This window comes from Microcystis sp. M49636_WE2 (assembly GCF_030065375.1).
Classification (GTDB): Bacteria; Cyanobacteriota; Cyanobacteriia; order Cyanobacteriales; family Microcystaceae; genus Microcystis; species Microcystis aeruginosa_C.
The window spans coordinates 1-1760 of sequence record NZ_JASJFG010000875.1 but is presented as its reverse complement, the minus strand read 5'-3'; the positions used below and the strand labels follow the sequence as shown (position 1 = coordinate 1760).

Below are 1760 nucleotides of genomic sequence, written 5' to 3'. Positions count from 1 at the left end.
TTCTGACCTAAATTGGAATAAGGAAGCTACGGTAGAATTGCAGAAAATACCTGGTTTTGTGCGCGGGAAAGTCAAACGAAATACCGAAAAATTTGCCCGGGAGCGAGGTATTGGTGAAATAACTTTAGAGGTAATGTATGCGGCTAAAGAATCTGTAGGAGCTTAATTATTTTTGGGGCTGAAAGTTAACAGCATTCAGCCCTTTTTTTAGTTATTTGCTTAATCCCTGAAGTATTCTTTCCTCTACTCCTTTCCCCTGAATTAACACTCCAAATCCTCCTAAACCGGTGGGATTGATTAATTGATGTAGGGAATCTCGACGCTGAAATATAGTTAATATATCGATTTTTCCTTGAGAAAGTTCATTTAATCTATCTCCTAATCCCAAAGCCATTAAAAATAATCCTTGCTGAGTAAAACCGAGATTTTTTAAGCCTAATTTATCCCCTTGACGTTGTAAAGCAGTAAAATCCACATGAGTGGTAATATCTTGTTCTCCCACCCACAAATAAGGATGATCATGACGCTGATGTTGTCGATAACATTGTAGGGTTCCTTGACTTCTTTGGGGATGATAATATTTTTCGGCAGTGTAACCGTAATCTATGGTTAAGATATAACCTCGATCGAGTTTCCGATTAACCGTTTCTAACCAGTCTAAAGCTAATAAGTTTACCTCGGTTTGATAACCCTCCGGATAAAGTGGGGAAGGAATATTTATCCCCACTAAATCAAAATAATCTTTGATTCTGTCAGTAGATAAATCTGCGATAATCTCCTGAAAAGGTTCCCCCAATCCTAGATAAATTTCTCGTAATTCTCCCGACTCAATCACAACTCGATGGACAGGAAAAGCATCGATTAACTCATTACTAAACACACAACCCACAAGGGAATTATCGGCTAAATCTGGCCAACTTCGCCAAGATACTGGGGAATATCCCGCTAAAGTTGCCCGTTGTCTTTCCCTGAGTTTCTGAGATTGTTCGACAATTATATAACTGAGATTTTGATAAAAATCAGCATAGCTATCACTTAAATAATCAAGGATATCCTTCGCTAAAATTCCCGAACCTGCTCCCACTTCCACTAAAGTAAATCCTCGCGAATTGCCCAAAAATTCCGCCATCTCGACAAATTGCTCTGCCAACAATTCACCAAAATCTGCCCCTAGGGACGAGGAAGTAAAAAAATCTCCTTTTGAGCCAATTTTTACTTTTCCAGAGGTGTAATAGCCATAATCGGGGTGATAGAGAGCTAAATCCATCCAGCGCTCGAAGCTAATTCGACCCGCTACTGATTGTTTAATTTCCTCTAGGATGATTGCTTCTAAATTCATCTTGATCAGGGAATTATGAATTATGAATTATGAATTATGAAATGGGGTTCTTCGTTACTTAGTATGGTTCGATAGGGTGGCATAAATGGACTAAATCCTTATCTGGCAAGAGATTTCATTGATTAGTTCGCTCTAGATCGAAAACAATTAACAAAAATCGCCAAATGTCTTTCTCTATAAGAGTTTCATTCCTTATAACCCTGTACGTTGCATAAGACAAACCGAAGAACCTGAAATGGGAAGTGGGAATTAGGAATTATGAAATGGGAAGTGGGAATTAGGAAGTGGGAATTAGGAAGGGTGCATCTAACATTTGCAAAAATACCGACAATCAGCAATTATCAGTGACTCTTAAATTATTACAGACGTATCAGCAGCTGCGTGTAAGCATCCCACCGAAAAACTAATGCGCGGGGGTTTG

General features: G+C 38.8%; 1 protein-coding gene and 1 pseudogene. One reads left to right on the top strand and one right to left on the bottom strand.

The features are described from left to right. Positions 1 to 166: pseudogene (locus PX484_RS20065) on the top strand (ferredoxin:protochlorophyllide reductase (ATP-dependent) subunit B); the annotation flags it as partial. A gap of 45 nt (positions 167 to 211) precedes the next feature. On the opposite strand, the gene PX484_RS20060 reads toward PX484_RS20065, so the two are convergent. Next, a complete protein-coding gene (locus PX484_RS20060) occupies positions 212 to 1339 on the bottom strand; it encodes a class I SAM-dependent methyltransferase (RefSeq protein WP_287764633.1) in 1128 nt (375 codons plus the stop codon). Positions 1340 to 1760 lie beyond the last annotated feature (421 nt).

Coding starts and splice junctions, on each gene's coding strand:
- PX484_RS20060 (WP_287764633.1), bottom strand. CDS start 1,339: ATGAATTTAGAAGCAATCATCCTAGAGGAAATTAAACAATCAGTAGCG.